The sequence below is a fragment of the Tsukamurella tyrosinosolvens genome (assembly GCF_900104775.1).
In the GTDB taxonomy this organism is placed as follows: domain Bacteria; phylum Actinomycetota; class Actinomycetes; order Mycobacteriales; family Mycobacteriaceae; genus Tsukamurella; species Tsukamurella tyrosinosolvens.
This window is the reverse complement of sequence record NZ_FNSA01000003.1, coordinates 445,094-465,132: the sequence shown is the minus strand read 5'-3', so window position 1 is coordinate 465,132 and position 20,039 is coordinate 445,094. Positions and strand designations below refer to the sequence as shown.

At 71.2% G+C, this 20,039-nt stretch carries 19 protein-coding genes; 8 read left to right on the top strand and 11 right to left on the bottom strand.

What is annotated here, in order from left to right:
* Positions 1-212: 212 nt before the first annotated feature.
* Positions 213-2,222: a heavy metal translocating P-type ATPase gene (locus BLW32_RS03560; protein WP_068740688.1), complete on the bottom strand. Its 2,010-nt coding sequence runs from the start codon at positions 2,220-2,222 to the stop codon at positions 213-215.
* Between the two features lie 68 nt (positions 2,223-2,290).
* Here BLW32_RS03560 and crtI point away from each other — a divergent pair, with 68 nt between their 5' ends.
* Positions 2,291-3,739 (top strand): phytoene desaturase family protein, encoded by a 1,449-nt coding sequence (gene crtI / locus BLW32_RS03555; RefSeq protein WP_068740687.1) that lies wholly within the window; start codon positions 2,291-2,293, stop codon positions 3,737-3,739.
* A gap of 78 nt (positions 3,740-3,817) precedes the next feature.
* Here crtI and BLW32_RS03550 read toward each other — a convergent pair whose 3' ends face one another.
* A complete protein-coding gene (locus tag BLW32_RS03550; RefSeq protein ID WP_068740686.1) occupies positions 3,818-6,313 on the bottom strand; it encodes a polynucleotide kinase-phosphatase in 2,496 nt (831 codons plus the stop codon).
* Positions 6,310-7,704 (bottom strand): 3' terminal RNA ribose 2'-O-methyltransferase Hen1, encoded by a 1,395-nt coding sequence (locus BLW32_RS03545; RefSeq protein WP_068740685.1) that lies wholly within the window; start codon positions 7,702-7,704, stop codon positions 6,310-6,312. The genes BLW32_RS03550 and BLW32_RS03545 overlap by 4 nt, the downstream gene beginning before the upstream one ends.
* 83 nt (positions 7,705-7,787) lie before the next feature.
* Here BLW32_RS03545 and BLW32_RS03540 point away from each other — a divergent pair, with 83 nt between their 5' ends.
* Complete coding sequence (locus BLW32_RS03540; protein ID WP_068740684.1) at positions 7,788-8,570, top strand: nucleotidyltransferase domain-containing protein; 783 nt, start codon at positions 7,788-7,790, stop codon at positions 8,568-8,570.
* A 62-nt stretch (positions 8,571-8,632) separates the two neighbouring features.
* Here BLW32_RS03540 and BLW32_RS03535 read toward each other — a convergent pair whose 3' ends face one another.
* The gene (locus BLW32_RS03535) at positions 8,633-9,112 is read right to left on the bottom strand and encodes an SRPBCC family protein (protein ID WP_068740683.1); all 480 of its coding nucleotides are present in this window, start codon (positions 9,110-9,112) and stop codon (positions 8,633-8,635) included.
* A gap of 11 nt (positions 9,113-9,123) precedes the next feature.
* Complete coding sequence (locus BLW32_RS03530; RefSeq protein ID WP_068740682.1) at positions 9,124-9,462, bottom strand: ArsR/SmtB family transcription factor; 339 nt, start codon at positions 9,460-9,462, stop codon at positions 9,124-9,126.
* A gap of 157 nt (positions 9,463-9,619) precedes the next feature.
* Here BLW32_RS03530 and BLW32_RS03525 point away from each other — a divergent pair, with 157 nt between their 5' ends.
* From BLW32_RS03525 to BLW32_RS03510, 4 genes are read left to right on the top strand one after another with little or no spacing between them, the layout of a single operon-like run.
* Positions 9,620-10,516, top strand: coding sequence for a metal-dependent hydrolase (locus BLW32_RS03525; RefSeq protein WP_068523555.1), 897 nt, complete (start codon positions 9,620-9,622; stop codon positions 10,514-10,516).
* On the top strand, positions 10,513-11,649 hold the full coding sequence (locus BLW32_RS03520) for a PDR/VanB family oxidoreductase (protein ID WP_068523554.1): 1,137 nt from the start codon (positions 10,513-10,515) through the stop codon (positions 11,647-11,649). The genes BLW32_RS03525 and BLW32_RS03520 overlap by 4 nt, the downstream gene beginning before the upstream one ends.
* Positions 11,650-11,659: 10 nt before the next feature.
* A complete protein-coding gene (locus BLW32_RS03515; RefSeq protein WP_068627081.1) occupies positions 11,660-12,556 on the top strand; it encodes an alpha/beta fold hydrolase in 897 nt (298 codons plus the stop codon).
* Positions 12,553-13,425, top strand: coding sequence for an alpha/beta fold hydrolase (locus BLW32_RS03510; protein WP_068740681.1), 873 nt, complete (start codon positions 12,553-12,555; stop codon positions 13,423-13,425). Before BLW32_RS03515 ends, BLW32_RS03510 begins: the two co-directional genes overlap by 4 nt.
* 219 nt (positions 13,426-13,644) lie before the next feature.
* Here BLW32_RS03510 and BLW32_RS03505 read toward each other — a convergent pair whose 3' ends face one another.
* From BLW32_RS03505 to BLW32_RS03495, 3 genes are all read right to left on the bottom strand, one after another.
* Positions 13,645-13,971: a PadR family transcriptional regulator gene (locus BLW32_RS03505; protein ID WP_068523552.1), complete on the bottom strand. Its 327-nt coding sequence runs from the start codon at positions 13,969-13,971 to the stop codon at positions 13,645-13,647.
* Entirely contained in the window at positions 13,968-14,972 is a 1,005-nt protein-coding gene (locus BLW32_RS03500) for a hypothetical protein (RefSeq protein ID WP_068740680.1), read from the bottom strand. The genes BLW32_RS03505 and BLW32_RS03500 overlap by 4 nt, the downstream gene beginning before the upstream one ends.
* Positions 14,973-15,150: 178 nt before the next feature.
* A complete protein-coding gene (locus BLW32_RS03495; protein ID WP_068740679.1) occupies positions 15,151-15,969 on the bottom strand; it encodes a phytoene/squalene synthase family protein in 819 nt (272 codons plus the stop codon).
* A gap of 59 nt (positions 15,970-16,028) precedes the next feature.
* Between BLW32_RS03495 and BLW32_RS03490 the strand changes: the two genes are divergently transcribed.
* Together BLW32_RS03490 and BLW32_RS03485 are read left to right on the top strand one after the other, a co-directional pair.
* Positions 16,029-16,898 (top strand): exodeoxyribonuclease III, encoded by an 870-nt coding sequence (locus BLW32_RS03490; protein WP_068740678.1) that lies wholly within the window; start codon positions 16,029-16,031, stop codon positions 16,896-16,898.
* A 70-nt stretch (positions 16,899-16,968) separates the two neighbouring features.
* Positions 16,969-18,225, top strand: coding sequence for an oxygenase MpaB family protein (locus BLW32_RS03485; protein WP_068523548.1), 1,257 nt, complete (start codon positions 16,969-16,971; stop codon positions 18,223-18,225).
* Here BLW32_RS03485 and BLW32_RS03480 read toward each other — a convergent pair whose 3' ends face one another.
* The 3 genes from BLW32_RS03480 to BLW32_RS03470 form a co-directional block, all read right to left on the bottom strand.
* Complete coding sequence (locus BLW32_RS03480; protein ID WP_068740677.1) at positions 18,226-18,720, bottom strand: FBP domain-containing protein; 495 nt, start codon at positions 18,718-18,720, stop codon at positions 18,226-18,228.
* A 296-nt stretch (positions 18,721-19,016) separates the two neighbouring features.
* The gene (locus BLW32_RS03475) at positions 19,017-19,535 is read right to left on the bottom strand and encodes a TetR/AcrR family transcriptional regulator (protein WP_231857316.1); all 519 of its coding nucleotides are present in this window, start codon (positions 19,533-19,535) and stop codon (positions 19,017-19,019) included.
* Positions 19,532-20,038 carry an SRPBCC domain-containing protein gene (locus BLW32_RS03470; protein ID WP_068740676.1) on the bottom strand — a complete coding sequence of 169 codons (507 nt, stop codon included), beginning with the start codon at positions 20,036-20,038 and terminating at the stop codon, positions 19,532-19,534. The genes BLW32_RS03475 and BLW32_RS03470 overlap by 4 nt, the downstream gene beginning before the upstream one ends.
* Position 20,039: the final 1 nt, after the last annotated feature.

Genomic DNA, 20,039 nt, shown 5'->3' with positions numbered 1-20,039 from the left:
CTCAACGCCGACGTACGGCCGGGTTGTTCCGAGCGTTCGCCGTCGGCGAAAGCGATCCGGGACAGACCCTTTCGAGGGTCCGGGCGGCCGAGCGAAAATGTCCGGTCGTTCGTTCTCATGGTCCTGAGGACGAACGACCGGACATCGGCTGCGATCAGGCCGCGACGGGCTCCCGCTCCGGGCGCGCCTCGTGCTCCCCTGCGCCTCCCCGATCACGCTGCCGCGGGCTCTCGCTCCGGGCGCACCTCATGCTCCACCCCTTCGTGCTCCCGACCCACCTCGAAGCGCAGCAGCCGCAGCGCGTTGGCCACGACGATGAGCGTCGAGCCCTCGTGGATGAAGACCACCGGCCCCATCGGCATGCCGAGGAAGGTGACGATCACCAGAAAGACGACGATGCCGAGCGCGGCGATGAGGTTCTGCCGGATGATCCGGCTCGTCTGCCTGCTCAGCCGCACCGCGAAGGGCAGGCGGCCCAGGTCGTCGCTCATCAGCGCGACGTCGGCGGTCTCCAGCGCGACCGCGGAGCCGGCGGCGCCCATCGCGATGCCCACGTCGGCCTGCGCCATCGCGGGGGCGTCGTTGACGCCGTCGCCGACCATGGCGCACCGTCGGGCATCCGGCCCGGCGCCGGAGAGGCCCCGGACGTGGGTCACCTTGTCCTCGGGCAGCAGCCCGCCCAGCGCCCGGTCGACGCCCACCTCGCGGCCCACGGCCTCCGCCACCCGCTGGTGGTCGCCCGAGATCATGACGATGTCGGTCATGCCGGACTCGCGCAGGCGGTCGAGCACCTGCCCGGCCTCCCGACGGGGCGTGTCCATCACGCCGATCACGCCGAGGAAGCGGCCGCCGCGGCGCACGATCATGAGGGTGCGGCCGCCCGCCTGGAGCCGCTCGACGTCGGCGGCGACGGCACCGTCGAGCACGATGGCGGCGTCCGTGAAGAGGCGCTCGTTGCCGATCTCGACGCTCTCCCCCTCGACGACTGCGCGGACGCCGCGCCCGGTGACGGACTGCAGGTCGGAGGCGGTGAGCACAGTCGACGTGCGGGCCGCGGCGACCGCGGCCGCGAGCGGGTGGTCCGAGAGCTTCTCGACGGCGAGGGTGGTCGCGAGCAGCTCGTCGAGCTCGACCCCGGGCGCGGCGACGGTGTCGGTGACCCGCGGCTCGCCCCAGGTCAGCGTGCCGGTCTTGTCGAAGGCGATCGACGTCACGCGGCCCAGCGTCTCGAGCGGGGCGCCGCCCTTGACGAGCACGCCGGCGCGGGCCGCGCGGGCCACGCCGGCCAGCACGGCCGACGGGGTGGCAAGCGCCAGCGCGCAGGGGCTCGCGGCGACGAGGACGGCCATCGCGAGGTAGAAGGCGTCGTCGAAGGGGTTGCCGAGCGCGAAGTAGCCGACGGCGAAGGCGCCGATGACGAAGGCGATCACGGCCGGGACGTAGATGCGCTGGAACCTGTCGAGGAAGCGCTGCGTGGGCGACTTGGCCTGGTCGGTGGACGCGACGAGCTCGACCACCTTGCTCAGCGTGGAGTCCTTCGCCAGCGCGGTGACCTGCACGACCAGCGCGCCGGAGCCGTTGACGGTGCCCGCGAAGACCTTGTTCTCGTCGGCGACGCGACCCGTGCGGGTGGGATCGAGGGGCTCCTTCTCGACGGGCATCGACTCGCCGGTGACGGCGCTCTGGTCGATCGCGGACCGGCCGTCGACGACCACGCCGTCGGAGCTGACGCGGGCGTTGGGGCGGATCAGCACGAGGTCGCCGACGGCGACGTCCTCCACCTGCCGGTCGACGAACTCGCCCGCCGTGGTCGACGGTCCGCCGATGTGCACCAGCGCGGTGCGGGGCGCGAGACCGGCGAGCGCCTCGATCGACTTCGAGGCCCGGGCCAGCGCGAACTCCTCCAGCGCGTGGCCGAGGCTGAACAGGAACAGCAGCACCGCGCCCTCGGCGAACCGCCCGATCGAGGCGGCGCCGATCGCCGCGACCAGCATCAGGAAGTCGACCTCGAACTTGCCGTTCAGCGTGGACTTGATGGCGGAGCGGATGGTGAAGAAGCCGCCGAAGAAGTAGGTGGCGAGGAAGAGGGCGGTGCCGACGTCGGGCAGCTTCAGTGCGTACTCGGCGATCATGCCCGCGGTGTAGGTGACGCCCGAGGCGATGGCGAAGCCGATCTCCCGCCGCGCCGAGTGGCCGGACTCGTGGTCGTGTTCTGCGCTCATGGCCTGAGCGTATGCCACATATGCATACATTGCAATATATTGCTCCGCGGCCTTTCTAGACTCGTCCCGTGCACATCGGAATCATCGGGGCGGGGCTGTCCGGGCTGTCGGCGGCGCTGCACCTACTCGGGGCGGGCCACGAGGTCACCGTCGTGGAGCGGTCGGCGCAGGTCGGCGGGCGCGCGGGGACGGAGCGCCTCCGTGGGCACCTCGTCGATCCGGGTGCGAGCGTGCTGACCATGCCGGAGCTCGTCTTCAACGCCCTCGCCGCCGCCGGCCTCGACCGGCTCGCCGCCGAGGACGAGCTGGACCTGTTGCCCGTCACGCCGGCGTACGCGGGCCGCTTCCCCGCACTCGACGGACTACCGCCGAGCGTCCTGCACGTCCCCGACGACCTCCTGGTGGACGAACACATGCGCTGGCAGGAGGCGATGTTCGACGCCGCCTACGAGCGGTTCATCGACGGCGACGCCGCGTGGGGCTCGTACGCGAATCCGCGCGACCTCGCCGCCCTCGGGCGGCTGGTGAAGCTGGGTGCGCTGCGCTCGATGCAGCACCAGGTGGACCGCCGCGTCGACGATCCGCGCGCCCGCCGCATGCTCACCTTCCAGGCGCTGTACGCCGGGGTCGCGCCGTCGGCGGCGCGGGCGGTGTACGCGGTGATCTCACACATGGATGTCGGCCTCGGCGTCTGGTACCCGCGGGCCGGGATGGGGCACGTCGCCACCGTCATGGCCCGGCAGGTGCAGCGGGCCGGGGGCAGACTCCTCCTCGAGCACGAGGTGATCGGCCTGGACGGCCGACGGGGCCGCGTCACGGGGCTGCGGGCCCGGACATCGGCGCGCGTGCACCAACTGTCGTTCGACGGGGTGGTGCTCACCGCCGACGCACCCGTCACCGACCAGCTCATCGCGCCGCTCGGCGGGCGGGCGCCGCGGCGGGTGCGGCTGTCGCCGTCCGCGGTGGTGGCCCACCTGGACGTGGATCCGGACCTGCAGGACCACTGGCCGACGCAGGCGCACCACACGCTGGACTTCGGCGCGGCATGGGAGCAGACCTTCGCGGAGATCACCGCGACGCGGGGCCGCGGGCGGCTCATGAGCGACCCGTCGTTCCTCATCACCCGGCCGTCGGTCACGACGGGCGAGCCCGGCCCGGTGAGCGTGCTCGCGCCCTGCCCGAACCTCGAGTCGGCGCCGCTGGACTGGGACGAGATCGGCGGCGACTACGTGCGCGACGCGCTGCGGACGCTGGCGGGACGCGGCTACCGCGGCATCGATTCCGCGGAGATCCTGCGGGTGGACACCCCCGCCGACTGGGCCCGGCAGGGCATGTCCGCCGGCACCCCGTTCGCCGCGGCGCACACGCTCACCCAGACCGGGCCGCTCCGCCGCCCGCAGCGCGTCCCCGGCATCGCGAACGCAGTGCTCGCCGGGTCGATGACGCACCCCGGCGTCGGGGTGCCACCGGCATTGATCTCCGGCCGGCTGGCGGCGGAGGCGATCAGTTCCTCGTGAAACCGGCCGATTCCTCGACGGGAACGCTCATGGCGATCGCCGACGCGAAATCGGCCGATTCGTCACGAGCACGCCCGCCTACAGCCGCGGGTCCACCGGCTCCGACTCCTGCGCCAGCACCGCGAACACCGACCGGTGTACGCGCCACAGCGGCTCGCCCGCGACGAATGCAGCGAGGGCGTCGCGGCCCAGAGCGTGCTCCGCGAGCGCCATCTTCCGCTTGCGGCCGAGATTCCGGTCGCGCAGCACGTCGAGCGAGTCCAGGTAGTCCGGGCCGTAGATGATCCGCAGGTACTCGCGGCCACGGACCTTCAGGCCCGGCTGTACCTTCCGCCCCGCGTCGCCCAGCGGCTTGACCACCATGCCCTCTCCACCGGCGTCCGTCAGCTCGGTCCACCACCGGCTCGCCTCCGCGCGGTCCGCCTCCGACGCCAGGTCGACGACGCGGTGGCGCGTGCGCGTCAGGAACGGGTCGTCCAGCTCCCCGAGCAGCTCCATGTGCCACTCGTGCGACTCCTCGGCGAGCACCCGACCCTCCGCCGCCAGCACCTGGAACGGCGCGACGGTGACCCCATCGAGCCCGTCAGTCGGCCGGTAGTACCGGACGTAGGCGTCCCGGAAGGCGTTCGCGTTCACGGCCCTCCGCGCGGTCCGCTCGCGGAGCGCCGCGACGTCGAGGCTGCGCGTCGCAGCCGCGTCGAGGCCGGCGAGCGCGGCCGGGAACACCTCGCGCGCCGCCGCGCCCACGGCCGCGTACTGCGACCGAATCAGTTCGCCCGCCTTCGCGGACCACGGCAGCAGTTCGCAGTCCAGCGCGAGCCAGTCCGTCTCGAGCCGGTCGAACAGCGGCGCGACCGCCCGCCGGAGGCGATCCACCAGCGGCTCGACGTCGTCGAAGAACGCCCGTCCGGTGCGCGTGTACACCGTGCCGGTGCCACCGTCGGCGACGCCGAACCGTCTTGCCGCCGTGCCGGAATCACGCGCGATCACCGCGACGGCCCGCGAGCCCATGTGCTTCTCCTCGCAGATCACGCGCTCCACGCCCCAGCCCGCGAAGTCCTCGAACGCGCGGGACGGGTGCTCGAGGTAGCCGTCCTCCCGCGACACCGATGCCGGCGACATGGTGGGCGGCAGGTACACCAGCCACCGCGGGTCCACGGCGAACCGACTCATCACCTCGAGCGCCGCCGCCGCGTTGTCGCCCTCCACCTTCACACGGCCCGCCGTGCGCGTGGACAGCCAGCGGGTGCCGGCGACGTCGTCGTACCGCAGGACAGAGGCGGCCCGGTCGTCCGACGGTTCCTCCACCGCCGGCCGCGCCGGCGCGTACCACTCCGACCGCGCCGGTACGGAGACGATCTCGCGCTCCGGGTAGCGCAGCGCGGTGAGCGCCCCGCCGAACACCGCACCGGTGTCGATGCACAGTGTGTTGTTGATCCACTGCGGCTCGGTGACCGGTGTGTGTCCGTAGACCACGGCCGCGCGACCGCGGTAGTCCCGCGCCCACGGGTAGCGCACCGGCAGCCCGACCTCGTCGGTCTCGCCTGTGGTGTCGCCGTAGAGCGCGAACGCGCGAACCCGCCGCGACGCCCGGCCGTGATACTCCTCCTTGAGCCCGGCGTGGGCGACGACGAGCCGCCCGCCGTCGAGGACGTAGTGACTGAGCAGCCCGTCCATGAACGCCTGCGCCGCGGAACGGAATTCCTCGGACTCCGCGGCCAGCTGGTCGAGCGACTCCTGCAGCCCGTGCGCGACGGTGACCGGGTTGCCCTTGAGTGCGCGCACCAGCTTCGCCTCGTGGTTCCCGCTGACGCACAGCGCGTTCCCCGCGGCCACCATGCCCATGACGAGGCGCAGCACGCCGGGCGTGTCCGGCCCACGGTCCACGAGGTCGCCGACGAAGACAGCGGTCCGCCCGTCCGGGTGGTCCGCACCGTCATCGCGCACGCTCCAACCGAGATCCGTGAGCAGCGCGCGCAACTCGGCCGCGCAGCCGTGCACGTCGCCGATCACGTCGAACGGCCCGGTGAGCTCGGTCCGGTCGTTCCACGGCCGCTCGCGGACGATCGAGGCACCGTCGACCTGCGCGGTGTCGCGAAGGACGTGAACGCGGCGGAAGCCCTCCTTCTTGATCCCCTTCAGGGAGCGGCGCAGCTCCCGCGACTGACGCGTGACCACCTGCGCGCCGAAGGAGCGATCGGCGCGCAGTCGGTTCCGCTCGATCGCGACGTCGTCGGGGAGATCGAAGACGATCGCGTCGATGAGGACGTCGTGGGCGCGTGCGAGTGCTACGAGCGAGGCCCTGGACGACCGCTGCACGTTGGTCGCGTCGACGACGGTGAGCAGGCCTCGGCGCAGGCGGATGCCCACCAGGTGGTGCAGCAGGTCGAAAGCGTCGGCCGTCGCGGCCTGGTCGTTCTCGTCGTCGGCGACGAGACCGCGACAGACGTCGCTGGAGACGACCTCGGTCGGGCGGAAGTGCGTGCGCGCGAACGTCGACTTGCCGCTGCCCGAGGCGCCGACCAGGAGGATCAGCCCGCGCATCGGGACGGTGACGACGGTGTCGATGCTCATCGGCCTGACTCCTTCCGGGTGAAGACGGCCATCTGGGTGGGGGTTCCGCGCTCGGGATCGCTGTCGCCGATGCCCTCGTGCCGCACGGCGTAGCCGTGCCGGGTCGCGACCCCGCCGGCCCACGCGGCGAACTGCGCGCGGTCCCACTCGAAACGGTGATCGGCGTGCCGCATCCCGGTGAGCTCGAGGTAGAGCGCGTTGTACTCGCTGTTCGGGGTCGTCACCACGACGGTGCCCGGGCGCGCGGCCCCGAAGACGACGTGCTCGAGGGCGCCGAGCCGCGACGGGTCGACGTGCTCGATCACCTCCATGAGCACTGCCGCATCGAAACCGGCGAGACGGTCGTCCTCGTAGGTGAGGGCGGCCTGGAACAGGTCGATGCGACTTCGCTGCCGCTCGGTCATGTCGTCGAGGCGCAGCCGCTGCGCGGCGCGGTGCAGCGACCGGACCGAGGCGTCGCAGCCGGCGACGCGGTCGATCCCCCGCGTCGCCAGGAGCCGGCCCACGAACTGCCCCGGACCACAGCCGAGGTCGATGACCGAGGCCGCGCCGCTCGCCGCCACTGCAGCGAGCACGGCGTCGTGCCGCAGAAGGTTCAGCGGCTTCGTCGGCTCGTCGGCGGAGGCGGCACTGTCGTCCTGCACCCCGGGCGGGAGGCCCTCGACCTCCGCGAGGCGCTCGAGCGCCTGCGCGGCGAGGCCCGGGCCGCGGCCGAGGTACCGGCGGGTGATGAGTTCCCGGTCCGGGTGGGTCTCGAGCCAGCCGGCACCCGAGCGCAGCAGCTTGTCCACCTCGTCAGGGCCCTGCCAGTAATGCTTCGACTCGTCGAGCACCGGCAGCAGCACGTAGAGGTGGTTGAGAGCGTCCGCGAGCCGCACGTCGCCCGCGAGGTGGAGGCGCAGGTAGCGCGAATCGCCCCACTCGGCGATCGCCTCGTCGAGCGGGAGCGGATCGGTCTGGACCGTCCAGCCGAGCGGGCCGAAGAGCCGCCTGGCCACGTCCGGCCCGCCGCGGCACGGCAGTACCGGGATCTCGATCTCCAGCGGGATCGCCCCGTCGGCGACGTCCTGGCGGCTGCCGCCGCGGCCGCCCCGCGCGCTGCGGAACACGTCCGCGAGCGCCGCCGCGAGGAGCGACGTCGCGGCGTACGGGCGATCGTTGACGTACTGCGCGAGGGCGAAGTCGGGGGTGGACCGGCGGCGCCGTGCGAGGGCGATCGGATCGACTTCCAGCAGCAACGCCGCGGTGCAGCGCGTCTCGGTCGCCTCCGGGTAGAAGACGGTGGCCGTGCCGAAGGGCTGGGTGAACTCCTGCACGCGGTCGGGGTGCTTGTGCAGGAGGTAGCCCAGGTCGGTGGCTGGCACGTGCGTGGTCGAGACGGTCAGATACACCCCGTCATTCTGCAGTGGAGCGCATCGGTCGCCAACCGAAATTCAATTGAGCGCACGGCGGGGCGCGCTTACCGTCGTCGACCATGACTGATCGGCAGAACGTCGAGTACGGCGACCGCGACACGGCAGTGCGAGGCGAGATCCTCCGCACCGTCGTGGGTTCCGGCGTGCACGGCATCGCGATCGCGGGCACCGACGACCACGACGAGCTCGGCGTCTACCTCGAGCCCCCGGAGCACCTGCTCGGCGTGGAACCGCGTCGCGAGGACTACATCTGGCGGACGCAGCCCGAGGGCGTCCGCAGCGGCCCCGGCGACACCGACCTCGTGATGTACGGCCTCCGCAAGTACCTCCGGCTCGCCGTCAAGGGGAACCCCACGGTGCTACTGCCCCTGTACGCGCCGCAGGAATCCGTGATCACCATGACCGACCTGGGACGGTCGCTGCGGGTCATGCGATCGGCATTCCTGTCGCGGCGGGCCGTGGAACGGTTCCTCGGCTACATGCACTCGCAGCACGAGCGCATGATGGGCCGCGCGAGCGGCGTGCCGAACCGGCCGGAACTGGTCAGCCGCTACGGCTGGGACGTGAAGTACGGCAGCCACGCGCTGCGACTCGCGTACCAGGGGCACGAGATCGCCGCGCGCGGCACGCTGACGCTGCCGATGCCGGAGGCGGAGCGCGAGCACGTACTTGCCGTCAAGCGCGGCGAGATCCCCCGCGACGACGTCTCCGAGGAGATCGCGCGCCTGGAGGCCGCGGTCCGGGTGCTGCTGGACGGCGACTGCACGCTTCCCGAGCGCGCCGACGTGGAGCGGATCGATTCCTGGGCCGTCGCCGCACAGCGCACGTTCTGGGGATGGTGACGCCTCCGAGATCGACGTGCGGTGGATAGTGCCCGCTGAGCGGGCACTATCCACCGCACCGCTCACAGCAGGGCGTCGATCTGGTTCATCGCCTGGGTCATGCCCTCCTCCATACCCATCTCGAGGACCTGCTCCAGCTGCTCGAGCGATCGGTGGGTGGCGGTGAGGGTCATGTGGGTGACGTCGCCGTCGGACGTGATGACGACCGTGGTCGTGGAGTGGTCCTCGGGGTCGACGGGCTCGCCGTCCTCGCCCGCGAAGCCGTCGCGGAAGGTGAAGGTCGACGGGGCGTCGGTGGACACCGTCGAGAACCAGCCGCCGGCCCTGGTGCCGTCCGGGCCGGTCATGTAGTAGCGGGACTCGCCGCCGGGCCGCAGCTCGTGGCGGACGAAGGTGGCGGGCCATCCGGGCGGGCCCCACCACTTCTCCAGCAGCCGGGGGTCCTCCCACAGCTGCCAGACGCGCTCCGGGGAGGCGGCGAACTCGGCCTCGAGGGTGAAGGTGAGCGCCTCGCGATCGGCGCCGGTGGTGAGCACGGGCATGACGGAACTCCTCATTCGGTCGGGGGGTCGAGCAGCGCGTCCATGCGCGCCACTCGTCCCCGCCACAGGTCCTCGTAGCCGCGCAGCAGACGGGTGCCGCGCGCGATGGTCTCGACGTCCGGGCCGACCAGGACCTCGCGGCCCCGGCGGGTCTTGACGACCAGGCCGGCCTTCTCCAGCACCGCCACGTGTTTCTGCACCGCCGCGAAGCTCATCTCGTAGCCGCGGGCGAGCTCCGAGACGGAGCACTCCCGCCCGATCACCCGGACGACGATGTCGCGCCGGGTGCGATCCGCGAGGGCGTGGAAGAGGCGGTCCGCCTCGTCCGGTGCCAGTTCATCTACAACCATCAGGTTGTACGTTAGCGCCGTCACATCCGGCCCGCAAGAGCTTCGGCCCGGCCACCCGAAAGTGATAGGTTCCGTGCCGAGTGCTCTCACCGCCGGTAGCGCTCACTGGACATCAGGGTGTTGAATGTCAAGACACCCACGTGGAAGGAGTCGGACGATGAGTTCGCGTACATCGGCTCAGCAGCACGAGCCCGCGGAGGTCGAGATCCACGCCCGGAACGTGGAGTTCGACTGGGACAACGTGCCGCTGGAGTGGATCCCCGGCGAGCCCGTGGCCAGCGACATCATCAGCAGCATCCTGCACTCCGTGCTCCCCGAGGGCGAGCGCTGGTTCTGCGAGGTCTACACCGAGGCGCTGCCCTTCGTGAAGGACGAGAACCTCGCCCGCACGATGCGCGGCTTCATCGGCCAGGAGGCCATGCACGCCGAGTCGCACGACCGCGCCCTCTCCGAGTACCTGCAGCGCTGCGGTATCGATACGCAGCCCGTGGCCCGGCAGTTCGAGTACATCTTCCGCAAGATCCTCGCGCCGCGGACCTACCACTCGGACCGCGCCCAGTACAACGACATGGTGCAGCGGCTCTGGCTCATCGCGGCGGTCGAGCACTACACCGCCATCCTCGGCGTCTTCGCGCTCAACAACGCCTGGGACGACTTCGACGTGGATCCGACGATGGCCGACATCTGTCGCTGGCACGGCGCCGAGGAGGTCGAGCACCGGTCCGTCGCGCACGACGTGGCGAACTACTTCGACCCGAGCTACTTCCACCGCTGTCGCGCGATGATCGTGGGCATCGTCTTCCTGATCCTCGCGCTGCACCGCACGTCGGGCTACATGCTGCGCAAGGATCCGAACTTCAGCTACTCCTACCCGCGCCTGTGGTGGGAGTACCTCAAGGGCTCGCGCAAGAACATCCTGCCGAAGCTGCGCGACGTCGTGAAGTTCACGCTCATCTACTTCAAGCCGAGCTTCGATCCCGCCTCGATCGGGTCGACCGCGCAGGCCGTCGCGTACCTCGCGAAGTCGCCGGCCGCCCGGGCGGCGAACGGATGACGGGCGAGCGCAAGGCACCGTCGGTCTTCCGGCCCTGGGGCGAGCCCGTCACCGAGATCCCCCCGCACCTGTACGGCCGCTGGAAGCGGGATCCGCTGCTGCGCTTCGCCAACGCGTTCTTCGGGGTGACCATCCCGGCGTTCGCGCACCTGATGAAGCCGCGGAACCTGGCCGAGCCCAGCACCAGCCGCGACCTGCGGGTGGTCTCGCGCGAGATCGTCGCGCACGACAAGGACGTCGTCGCCCTCACGTTCGTCTCGGCCGACGAGTCCCCGCTCCCCCGCTGGACGCCCGGCGCGCACCTCGACCTGCTGCTGCCCTCGGGCCGCATGCGCGAGTACTCGCTGTGTGGCGACCCCGCGGACTCCGACACCTACCGGATCGCGGTGCGCCGCATACCGAACGGCGGCGGTGGCTCCGTCGAGGTGCACGAGACCCTGCACGTCGGCGCGACGGTGACCGTCAAGGGGCCCCGCAACGGCATGCCCATGGCGGTGCCCGGCCACGGCTCCTCGGCGGAGCACCTGCGCTTCGTCGCGGGCGGCATCGGCATCACGCCGATCCTGCCGATGATGATCGCCGCCGAGCGCCTGGGCCTGAGCTGGTCGATGCTCTACTCCGGTCGGTCCACCGACACCATCCCGTTCATCGCCGAGGTGGCGCGGTTCGGCGACAAGGTGGAGATCCGTACCGACGACGAGCACGGCATCCCCACCGCCGAGACCCTCATCGGCGAGACGCCCGGCCCGACGGCGCTGTACGCCTGCGGCCCCATCCCCATGCTGGAATCCCTGCGGGTGGGCCTGATCGGCCGCACCGACGTCGAGCTGCACTACGAGCGCTTCTCGGCCCCGCCGGTGGTGGACGGGAAGCCCTTCACCGCCACGCTGGCCCGGTCCGGACAGACCCTGGACGTGGCCGCCGACGAGACGCTGCTGGCCGCGATCCTCAAGGCCAAGCCGGACGCCCCGTACTCCTGCAAGCAGGGCTTCTGCGGCACCTGCCGGATGACGGTGACCGAGGGCACCGTCGACCACCGGGATAGGACCCTGACGCCCTTCGAACGGGAGCAGGGCCAGATGCTGACCTGCGTCTCGCGCGCTGCGGGCGATCATCTGACCATCGATCTGTAAGGCGCACACCATGACTGATCAGCACCGCTTCGACGTGACCACGTCCGACGGCCTCACCCTGGCGGGCTTCCGCTACGGCAACCATGACGCGGCGCGCCCGACGGTGCTCGCGATCCACGGCTACCCCGACAACCACCACGTGTGGGACGGCGTGGCCGCGGCCCTCGACGGTCGCGCGAACGTCTACACCTTCGACGTCCGCGGCGCGGGCGACTCGGAGGCGCCGGCGGGCAAGGCCGGGTACCGGTTCGACCGCCTCATCTCCGACATCTCGCGGGTCATCGACGCGGTGCGCGAGGTCAGCGGCGACCGCTCCAAGCTGCACCTCATCGGCCACGACTGGGGCTCGATCCAGGGCTGGCACGCCGTGGTCGATCCCGCGGTGGCCGACAAGACCGCCTCGTACACCTCGGTATCCGGCCCGAACCTGAACCACGCGGGCGAGTACCTCCAGGGCGTCCGCAGCGCGAAGGACCTGCCGGCGCGGCTGCGCCAGGCGGCGGGCTCGACGTACATCCCGTTCTTCCTCGTTCCCGGACTGGCGGATTCGCTGTACAAGCGCGGCTGGGGCCAGAAGCTCATCGAGACGCTGGAGAAGCGCGGCACCGGCGGCAAGGTCGCCGAGGGCTACACGCGCAGCGACCGCGACTTCACCAACGGCCTGAACCTCTACCGGGCCAACATGCCCGCGCCGTTCCTCAAGCCGGCGGACGCCACCACCTCGGTGCCCGTCCAGGTGATCACGCCCGAGGGCGATCTGTTCGTGACGCCGCCGCTGCAGCTGGCCGGCCTGGAGAAGTCGCCGAAGTCGCGGCACGTCTCGGTGCCCGGCGGGCACTGGGTGGTGGCGCAGAACCCCGGCCCCCTGGCCGACGCGACCTTCGAGTGGGTCGAGGCGAACCGGTGACCCGCAGCATCCCCGTCCGCGGCCGCTGGGTGCGGGTCCGCGAGTCGGGCGACGCCTCGCTGCCCACTCTGCTTCTGCTGCACGGCATCACGCGCAGCCTGGAGGACTGGGACCCGACCTTCGAGGCACTCGAAGGTGAGTACCACCTCATCGCGCCCGACCTCGCCGGGTACGGCTGGTCCGCTCCCCATCCCGACGGTGCCGGCCTCGCCGCGCTCGCCGACGGGGTGGCGGAGACGCTCGCCGCGCTGAACGTCGCGGGCCCCGTGCACGTCGCGGGCAACTCGCTGGGTGGCGCGGTGACGATGACGCTGCTCGCCCGGCACCCGGAGCTGGTCGCGTCGATGACTCTCGTGGATCCCGCGGGCTTCGGCAAGGAGGTCACGCCGCTGCTGCGCCTGCTCGGGGTTCCCGTGCTGGGCAAGCTGATCGCGACCACCCCGAGCCGCCCCGGTGCGATCGTCCAGGAACGGCTGATCTTCGCCGACAAGTCCTACGCCACCCGCGCGCGGATCGACCACGCGATGGCCATCGCCCGCGAGACGGACGCCGGCCTCACCGCGTGGAAGACCGCCGACGCGCTCGGCTCCGTGCTGGGCGGCGTCCGCCAGGACTGGCGCGACGAGTTGCACCGGACCATCGCTCGCACGCCGCGGCCGACCATGGTGCTGTGGGGATCCCGCGACAAGGTGCTGCCGCCCGCGCACCTGGACAACGCGCGGGCGCTCATCCCGCACGCCGAGACGCACCTCATTCCGGGCGTCGGCCACATGCCGCAGCTCGAGTGCACGCGCGAGTTCGCCGCGCTGATCACGTCTTTCCTGCAGCGGAATCCCGTCGCGGAGCTGCCGAAGGCCGCGTCGCAGTAGATCGCGGCGCCGGGGTGGTGGTAGTCGTTCACGGAGGGTATGCGTTCAGCGCATACCCTCCGTCTCGGAGTGCCCCATCTGTGTCGGCACAGGCGGCCGCTTGGGAGTTCGGACCGCACTCCCGCCGGACCGCGGTCCTCAGCCCGTTTCCTCCTCTTCATCCCGTTGCAACGCCATGAAGAAGCGGAAACGCTAGCGGGAGTGCCGGATCGCGGTGGCTCAGCGGGCGGGCGCAGCCCCGAGCGCGGCGGCGGCCGCGGTGAACTCGCGCCATTCGTCGCGAAGGCGGGCCAATTCGGTACGGCCGGCGTCGGTGAGCTCATAGACCTTGCGGGCGGGGCCGGACTCGCTCTGCTCCCACTCGGCGACGATGCAGCCGTCGTTCTCCAGCTTCACCAGCGCCGGGTACAGCTGCGCGCCCTTGATCGGCTGCAGCCCCACCTCCACCAGCGCCGCGGAGACGCCGTACCCGTGCCGCGGCGCCGATTCCAGCACGCCGAGGATCAAGAGCGGCAACGTCGCCCGCTGCCACGCCGCGGTGCTCACGCCGGAGTCTTCGACGACGATGCGGGCCGTGCCCGCCGCGCGCGAAGCACACTGCGACCCGCCAACGCGAGAAGGAAGACCGTGAACGCCACGCGGAACACGAGCCACGCACCGGTCTCGCCCGGGATGAAGGTGGCCTGGAGCAGAGCGAATACCATCCAGCCAGCCGCACCCCACCACATGCGGCGACTCTGCGCCGCCGGATCCGCGGCGACGAGCTGGAGCGCCAGGGAGTCGGGGCGTCCGTATTCGTCCGCCGCCGTGCTGGTCAGACCCTCCCGAAGCGAACGCTCGTGCTCACGCACGACGGTGCCCGGCGTGCCCTTCGAGATCAGGACCCCGCGGAACCGCGCGAACCACTCCTCGTCGCTCCACGTCGTTTGCGGGGCCCGCCGCGGAACGCGGCGGGCGATCAGGATCGCGAGCACACCCGGGACGAGGAGAGCGAGGGCCGCCCCCCACCGCGGCAGATCCGCGACCACGACCACACCACGTCCCGACCAGGTGACCTGCGACCCACCGACGAGAACCGCGCCGATAGCGACGGCTGCCAGGTACGCCGCGATCCGCAGCCGCCCCGCGACGAACTGCATCGCCGCCGCACCGCCCACCACCAGGGCCGTGACGATGGCGAAAGTCACGGCGAGCATGCCCACGGTGACGTCCACGGGTCCGCCGCCCCCGATCAGGAGCATGGCCGCCGCGATCACGCCGATGAAGATCAGAGCCGTGCCACCGTAGGCGAGCGCCTCTCGCGCGCCGGCCCCGTCCGCATCCTCTGCAGTGGCGTCGGCGTCGTTGAGATCCGGTGCGTCGGCTGCGGCCGCTTCGGCGGGGTCGCCGAACAGGTCCGCGGCGGGCACCCCCGCATCGCGGGCAGCGGCGATGAGCTCGTCTTGCCGGGCGTCCGTGGAGGACAGCGGAACCCCCAACCGGGCCAGCCCGAGGACGTATCGCCCGGCCCACGCCCGATCCTGCTCGGGCCAATCGTCGACAGCCATCGCGACTCCTACCTAGATCCGATTTGTATCTAGGTATAGCAGTCGATGCTCCGGCGATCAACGCCATCGGCGAGGAAATGATGCGAATACCGCATACCTCTGCCGCGCGCAATGCCTCCTAACCAGCTAGTTCAGGAGGTATGCGGCGGACGCATGGCTGTTCTGGACGACTACAGCATCATCGGGACGTCGCCAGCGCGCGGGCGATCACAGCGGCCTTCGCTGCGGTGGGGACGCGGACGCGACCGGACCGCGCACCGTCGAGCCCGGCGGCGCGGAGGCGGCGCAGGAGCTCGCCGTAGAGGTCGGCGGCGGCACGGACGCCGCGCTGCACGTCCCGCGGGAGCCGCTCGATGCCGGCGCGCCCGGCGGCGAGGTCGGCGGCGGCGTCATCGAGGGCCTCGTCGTAGGCGCGCTGCGTGAGCTCGGGGAGGTAGGCCCGGCCGAGACGCAGTTCGTCGTCGGTGAGGTCGCGGAGGAAGTTGACCTTCTGGAAAGCGGCACCGAGGCGGAGGGCGTCGGGCGCGAGCCGATCGTAGTCCGACGGTGCCACCCCCACCAGGTAGGCGCGCAGGCACATGAGCCCGACGACCTCGGCGGAGCCGTGGATGTACGCCGCGAGCGACTCGGCGGTGTGCGGGGCGGGCGTGAGGTCCGCGCGCATCGAGGCGAAGAAGGGCCTCGTCAGTTCGGTGCCGAAACCGGTCTCGCGGGCGGTGCGGGCGAAGGCGTGCACCACGAGGTTCGCGCTGAAGCCCTCCTCGATCGCCCGCTCGACGGCCTCCTCCAGCGCGTCGAGGTGACTGCGCGGGTCAGTCGGGCAGGCACCGTCGACGACCTCGTCCGCGACCCGGACCAACCCGTAGATGGACGTGATGTGGTCGCGGACGCGGCGCGGCATCAGGCGGGCGGCGAGGGAGAACGACGTGGAGTAGTCGCGGATCACCACCGCGGAGGCCGCGACGGCGGCGCGGCTGTACCGCTCACTCGGATCCATGCCTCCAGTGTCCCGACCGCCCCGCCGGGCCTGTCAGGGCACCCCGATACGGTGGGTGCATGCGCGTCGCCACCTGGAATGTGAACTCGGTCAAGCAGCGGCACGGCAGGCTGCTGGAGTGGCTGGACTCGCGCCGGCCCGACGTCGTCTGCCTGCAGGAACTCAAGCTGACCGACGACGCCTTCGCCACCCTCATCGGCCCGGACCTGGAGGAGCGCGGCTACGAGTTCGCGACCGCGGGGCAGCCGCAGTGGAACGGCTCGGCGCTGCTGTCCAAGGTGGGGCTCGAGGACGTGGTGATCGGCATCCCCGGCGCGCCCGCGTTCGACGGGATCGTCGAGGGCCGCGCGATCTCGGGCGTGTGCGACGGGATCCGCGTGCACTCGCTGTACACCCCGAACGGCCGCGAGATCGGCTCCGACCACTACGACTACAAGCTGGAGTGGCTCGCGGCCCTCGCCGCGCAGGTGAAGGCCGACACCGTCCCGCAGCTGGTCTGCGGAGACATGAACATCGCGCCCACGGATGCGGACGTCTTCGACCCCGCGGCCTTCGTCGGCCACACCCACGTCACCGCGCCCGAACGGGGCGCCCTCGCCGCGCTCGCGGACCTCGGCCTGCGCGACGTGGTGCGCGAGCACTGGCCGGACGAGCAGGTGTTCTCGTACTGGGATTACCGCGCGGGCATGTTCAACAAGAACCTCGGCATGCGCATCGACCTCATCCTGGCCAGCGGCGACGTGGCCGATCGCACCGCGGCCGCGTGGATCGACCGGCAGGCCCGCAAGGGCAAGGGCCCGTCGGACCACGCCCCCGTGATGCTCGATCTCGATACCGCACCCGACGGCGACGTCGGCCCGATGGTGCCGCCACCGTCAGCCGGGCGGGTCTCACCCAAGGGGGCGAAACTGCCCCAGGCCAAGGACTGACAGCTTCATGTTGCAATAGCAACAGTTCACTCGCTACTCTTCGCCGGGATCACAGGCGAGAGGGAGTGGCGTGGGCAGGTTCGCGGGACAGGACGGCATCACCAGGCGGGACGCGTTGCGGGCTGCCGGCGTCGGCGCGGCGGGCGCCGGGGTGGCAGCACTGGCCGGCACCCTGGGCACGGGGCTCGTCTCCGCGGCGCCCGGCGTCCGCACCGCGGACACCCCGGACGCGAAAGACCGCTGGGACCCGGAGTGCGACGCGCTGATGAAGTCGGTGCTCGAGCGGGGAGACGCCGGGAAGGTCAATCGCGCCCTCGCCCAGTGGGAGACGAACAACCAGCCCGTGCCGGCGGGCGTACCGTCGGACGTGCGGGACTTCATCGAGGAGGCACGCAAGCTCCCCGACTGGCTCGATCCGCGCCTGATGAAGGGCGCCGACACGTTCTACACGACGCGCAGCTTCTATCTGTCGGTGATCATCGGCTTCACCGGCGGCGTGATGATGTCGGTGATCCCCCGCGAATCGCGGGCCGTGTACTGGTCCGCGGGCGGAGCGAACATGAAGGACCGCATCGCCAAGACCTACCGGCTGGTCTACGACCAGATCGCGGTCGGTGCGTACGGTCCCAGCGGCCGCGCGGCGACGACCGCGGTCAAGGTCCGCCTCACCCACGGCGCCGTCCGGCACCTGCTGCCGCAGTCGCCGCACTGGAAGAAGGTCGCCGACCAGCCCAAGCCCATCTCGCAGGCGGACATGATGGTCACCTGGCACAGCCTGGCCACCATGGGAATGCGGATCATGCGCAACTGGGGCGTGCACCTGCCGCAGGACGAGGTCGACGGGCTGCTGCACTCCTGGCAGGTCAACGGGTACATGCTGGGCATCGACGAGGCGTACATCCCGTCGAGCTGGGAACAGGCGGAGAAGCAGGCCCAGGTCGACCTCGACTCGATCATGGGTCCCACGCCCGAGGGCGTGAAGATCGCGAGCATGTTGATGGACCTGGGCCGCTCCGCCGACGGCACGCTGCTCTCGCGCCCCGTGCTCGAGGCCTTCACGCGGTACTCGTTGGGCGACAAGCTGACCGACTGGATGCAGCTCCCCCGCCAGCCGCTGTGGCAGCCGCTGATCGAGGCGTCCTGGCCGACCGCGGTGGCGATCCGGGAGGGCGTCCTGACGCAGACCGCCCTCCCGCCGGAGCTCTACCACCTGACGGATTCGATCGCGAACACGCTCGAACTCGTCTACCTCGGTGAGTTCCGGCCGATCAGCATCGAGATCCCCACCGGCAACAACCCGAACTACGGCAAGCCGCGGTACCGGTGATCAGTCCTCGGTGCTGAGCACCTCGGCGACGAAACCGTTCACCCGGCGCCGCAGGTCGGCGAGGTTCTGCTCGCGGATCTGCTCGGTATCGGTGCCCTTGTGGAAGGCCGGCGGCAGCTTGCGCGCGTTGGCGGCGCACCGGAAGTCCTCGCACACGAGCACGCCGATGGTGTCGCCCTTGCGGCCGGCGGAGCCGCCCCGTCGGACGGTGAACAGGACCGCCTGGCTGGTGATGTTGACGTCGCGGCACCAGGTGCACATGGCCTTCGCCTTGGGCTTGGCCTCGGCCTGGGTGAGCAGGATCGTGACGAGCCCGTCGTCGGTGGGGACGCTGACGTAGGCGCGGCGCGGGATCTTCCTGTCGCGCCAGCCGACGAACTCGAGGGCGGCGAAGTCGAGGTCGTCGAAGTCCTGCGGGAACGTGACGCGCTTGACCTCGCTCTTGGTGGCGCCGCGGAAGGCGTCGATGATCTGCTGCTGGGATACGGGATCCATGAGTGAACCGTTCTGTGTGCTGCCCCGAGCGGACGCGCCGCGGGGAGAGGGAGTGTGAAGGCAGGGCTGCGCAGCCGGTCCGGTGGATCGGCTGCGGGGCGGGTTCATCTGCCGTGGCGCAGGGCGCCGGACACTCCTCCTCGGTTCATGCGCCCAACCCTACGCTGCGTGTCACGCGAGTTTTTCGAGTCCGGTGTGCGTCGCGCGGTGGAAGCCGCCTGTGAATCCACGACTCACAGCGACAGGAGGCCATATTCGGCTTCGTACCGATCTCAGCCATGGATCCACAGACGCTTTCACGTGAACCGGCGTGCGAGTTCCCCCCACGTCAGGTCCAGCTCACCGGCGGGAAAGCGACCGTCGATCTCCAGAATCGCCATGCCGTGCGCGGCCGCCCAGAGGGCTTGCGCCGCATGCTCATCCCCGGTGACCTCGAAGAACGGTGCCCCCGACCACTCCTCGAGACCGCCCGGAAGCGCTTCCCGGTCGAGCGGCCCGACGGTGGCGAGCCGGTACAGGTTCGGGTTGCTCCGGGCCACCGCGCGGTAGTCCCGGAGCAACGCTGCGACATCGGTCACGGGCCGCAGCGCAGCACCGGACTCGGCGAGCGCCACCCCGACCAGCGCGGACTTCACGGCGTCCTTGCTCGCGAAGTGCTTGTACAGCGACGGTGCGCGTATGCCGACCTCGTCGGCGAGGTCGCGCATGGTGATCCGCTCCCAGCCATCACGTTCCAGCAGCGTTCGGGCGGTCTCGACGATCTGGCGCGCCCGCGGGGAGGCAGCGCGCAGGAGGTCCAGCTCGTCGGGGATCACCGGGCGATCGTAGCCAGCACGCGGTCGCGGAGCGCGGCGTTCATCGCGTCGAAGCCGCCCCCGACGTCGAGTGCCGAGCCCACGACGGGCACGAGCACCCCGCGGAACCGCTCGCCCTGCGTGAACCGCGTCCCGCCGGCGACGGCCTCCAGCCGGAAGGAGTGCTCGCCGTCGAGCACGCCGGGGATCAGGACGCGGCCCACCCACCGCAGCTCGCGTTCCGGTTCCACCGCCTGCACCTCCGGCCGGAAGCCCGTCTCGGAGCCGCCGTTGCTGATCCGCACGTCGAGGTCGCGACCCACCTCCAGCCCGTCGGGCGCGGCCGCGCGGACCACGAACGGGTTCCACTGCGGATAGGCGCCGAAGTCGACGAGGACGCGCCACACCTCGGCCGGCGGCGCAGCGATCTCGACCGATCGCTCCACCGTGCGCTCTCGGTACAGCACGGCGGCCAGACCCACCACCAGCACGATCACCCCGCCGATCGCCAGAATCCACTTCATC